Raw genomic sequence first — 3,279 nt, forward strand, 5'->3', positions numbered from 1 at the left:
TGGCGGAGAGAGAGGGATTCGAACCCTCGAGACGGTTCCCCGCCTACACACTTTCCAGGCGTGCGCCTTCGACCACTCGGCCACCTCTCCGGCGGGAGCCAGAAACCACGGGAAGCCGCGCAGGGCAAGTCCCAGTCCGCGTGCTCGCCCGCTCTCGCCAGCCTCAGAGCTGGGCGAGGAGCGCCCGGATCCGCTCCGCCAGCGCCGGGGTGACGGCCTCGCCCTGCAGGCGCAGCGTGAGGGTGCGGCCCTTGAGGCGGGTCTCGAGGGCGAGGCCGGGGGCGAGGGTCTCGGTGACGGGGGCGGGCCGAGGCGCGGCGAGGAGGGCGGTCAGGGCGGCGAGCTCGGCTTCCGGTGTCGCGGGGTCGGCGGCGGCGAGGGCGGCGGCGATGCGGGGGGCCTCGCCGGCGCGCAGGCGCTCGACGAGGGCGAGGCCGAGACGCTCGGGGAGGTGGGCGGGGAAGCGGAGGGTGTCGTCGAGGGCGTGGAAGATCTCGAGGAAGGCGCGGATGCGCGAGCGCTTCGGGCGGCTGGCGGTGGCGAAGAGGGCGCGCAGCGCGCCATCCTCGGTCGGAAAGACGCCGCGGGCGGTGGCCAGCGCAGCGACCCGGGCACGCTCGTAGTGGCTGAGGCCGAGGCGGATCTCGTTCTCCTCGACCATGGTGACGTAGGCGTCGGCGGCGGTCTCCGGGCGACGGACGAGCGCCTGGACGGTGGCGAAGCGGGGCTCGCCGACCTCAGCGTGGAGCGCCTTCAGCGCGGCGAGGCGGCGCCAGCCGGAGATGAGGCCGTAGGGCAGGGCGCCCGCCCGTCCTTCCGAAACCAGCGGGGTGACCTCGATCGGCGTGCGCTGGCCGTGCAGGCGGATCGACTCGCGCAGGGACGCCATCTCGGCGTCCTCGACGGGCAGGCGGTCACGGGCGAGATGGTCGGGGGCGATGGCGTCGAGGGGGAGGTCGAGGATCATGCGGCCGCTGTCGCGGGCGCGGGCGACGGTCTCGGTCAGCTCCTGGAGCGCGGCGGCGCCGGCGGCCTCGGCGGCGACGCGGGCGATCGGGGCGGACGGCGAGAGCGAGAGGGCAGGGGAGGGGGCGGCGGGGGCATGTTCCGCGCGCGGAACGTCGAGCGTATCCCCGAGGGTCAGGCGACGGCGGGCCATCAGGCGGTCTCCTTCCTGTGCTCGGGTTCGCGGGCGGTGGTCGCGGCGCCGGCCTCGGATGCGGCTTCGAGCTCGTCGCGGCGCCAGGCGGCCAGCAGCAGCTTCTTGAAGGCGGCGTAGGTGGCGTCGAAGGTCTGGCGGCCGCGGGCGTAGGTCTCGCGGTTGAAGTCGCGGTAGTCGGCCTCGTAGATGCCGCCGGCCTGCTCGCCGGCCTGGCCGACCAGCGCGGTGAAGTCCTGGCGGAAGGGCGAGAGGGTGCGGCCGAAGTAGGCCTGCATCAGCGCCGCGAGCTCGGCCTGCTGGCCGGCGTCGTAGCGGGTGATCACCGCCCGCACCGCGTCCCATTCGAAGCGGATCTCCGGGCGCCCCAAGGCGCGGGCGGCGATGTTCTCGCCGTCCTCGATCGAGGCGAAGGTCGAGTGCAGCATGTCGAAGAAGCGGCCGGTGGAGTCGAACTCAAGGAAGGAGGCGCCCAGAGGGACGAGCAGGATGTCGGCGGCGGTGAGCCCGTTGATCGTCAGGTAGCCGAGCGCCGGAGGGGTGTCGAGGATGACGAGGTCGTAGGCGTCGAGCACGCCGTCGCGCTCGAAGGCCCGCCCGAGCGCCTCCCAGAGCTTCCAGGCGCGCAGGGACATGCGCCAGACGGGGATCTGGAACTCGGCCCAGTAGAGGTTGAGCTGGGCGCCGATCAGGTCGATCGACGGCCAGTGGGTCCTCTGGATGACGTCGGCGGCGGACTTCTCCAGCGCGGCGGTCAGGGTCTCGTCGAGGGGGAGCGGCGGCTCGCCGCGCTCGACCCGGCGGCGGTTCTCGGCCTGCAGCCCGAGGGCGTAGTCGCGGGCGACCAGCGGGAAGACCGTGTCCCATTCCGTGGCGACCCTGCCGCTGAAGATCGAGGTCATCGAGCCCTGGCTGTCGAGGTCGACGACGAGCACCCGGTAGCCGTCGAGGGCGGCCGACATGGCGAGGTGTGCCGCCATGGAGGTCTTGCCGACCCCGCCCTTGAAGTTGGCGATCGCCGCGACCTTCGCCGGCAGCCCGGCCGGGCGCCAGGGGGCGTAGGGTTTCGCGCGCGACCCTTCGGCGGCGAAGTGGGCGCGCAGGCGCAGCACCTCGTCGAGGGTGAACCACTTCGCCCCGCCCGCCGTCTCGGTGCGGCCTTGGGGGAGGGCGGGGTTCTGGCGGAGGACGCGGCGGAAGTGGGCCTGGGCGACCGGGATCAGGTAGCGGGTTATCTCCCAGGTGGAGAAGAGCCTGAGCGTCTTGCGGCCGTGCGCCTCGTGTCCGCGGCCGGCGAGGTCGTCGCGGCCGCGGGCGCAGGTCTCGGCGATCGCCGCCAGGTCTCGGGTGCCGACCGGGGCGCCGAGCTCGGCCAGTGCTTCGTCGGGGGAGATGCCGAAGTAGGGAGGCAGCGCCTCCTCGGGGTCCTGGGCCATCCGCTCGTTGCCTCATGTATCGCGTTTTCGGCAGTGTACCATGATTCGTGGAACATGGAACAGAAACCGTCACGCGATTCGCTTTTTTCGAGGCGGATCAGGGTGTTTTCGTAGCTTCTGAGGGTCTGTCGCGGACCCCGGGAAAAAACTTCGCCGGTGTTATCTCGTGTTAGAGAGAGTGTTACGCCTCGGGGCCGCCTTGCCAAGATCCTAGAATCCCCTCGGGATTCCGTGCCGCCGGGCCCCCGGGCGATTCCGGAACCACGTTTCCCCGACTCCGAAACCACGGGGAAGCGATTCCGGAACCGCGAAAGATCCGTTTGCCAGGGGAGGGGGGGCGCGGCATCGTGGGCGTCACCGAAACCACGATAGAAAACGGAACCACCGTTTCATGGGGCAGAGCATCGTCGGGGTGGCATCAGGCGCCCCGTTTCCGGTTCAGGCCGAGCCGGGCGGCTTCTTCATCTGCGACGTGCCCTGGGCGGTGCCCAAGGACGACATGGCCTCCATGGAGCATCCGCTCTTCACGCTGGCGACGCGGCCGGACCGGCGGATCCTGCGCTACGAGCACGGGGCGGCGGCGATCGAGGTGACGCCATCGGTGAAGGGCCTGGCGACGATCCACGACAAGGACGTGCTGATCTACTGCATCAGCCAGCTGATGGCGGCGGTGAACGCCGGGCG

At 71.6% G+C, this 3,279-nt stretch carries 3 protein-coding genes and 1 tRNA gene; 1 reads left to right on the forward strand and 3 read right to left on the reverse strand.

All coding sequences use genetic code 11. The annotated features are described in order from the left end of the window. The 3 genes from Q0112_RS17480 to Q0112_RS17490 form a co-directional block, all read right to left on the reverse strand. A tRNA-Ser gene (locus Q0112_RS17480) sits at window positions 1-90 on the reverse strand. A gap of 73 nt (window positions 91-163) precedes the next feature. Next, window positions 164-1,159, reverse strand: a complete 996-nt coding sequence (locus Q0112_RS17485) for a ParB N-terminal domain-containing protein (protein ID WP_297977290.1) — start codon at window positions 1,157-1,159, stop codon at window positions 164-166. Continuing rightward, the gene (locus Q0112_RS17490; protein WP_297977291.1) at window positions 1,159-2,595 is read right to left on the reverse strand and encodes an AAA family ATPase; all 1,437 of its coding nucleotides are present in this window, start codon (window positions 2,593-2,595) and stop codon (window positions 1,159-1,161) included. The genes Q0112_RS17485 and Q0112_RS17490 overlap by 1 nt, the downstream gene beginning before the upstream one ends. Before the next feature lie 391 nt (window positions 2,596-2,986). Between Q0112_RS17490 and Q0112_RS17495 the strand changes: the two genes are divergently transcribed. Next, the coding region (locus Q0112_RS17495) for a replication initiator protein A (RefSeq protein ID WP_297977292.1) at window positions 2,987-3,279 on the forward strand (293 nt) is incomplete at its 3' end.

It is taken from the genome of uncultured Amaricoccus sp. (assembly GCF_937858865.1).
Taxonomy (GTDB): Bacteria; Pseudomonadota; Alphaproteobacteria; order Rhodobacterales; family Rhodobacteraceae; genus Amaricoccus.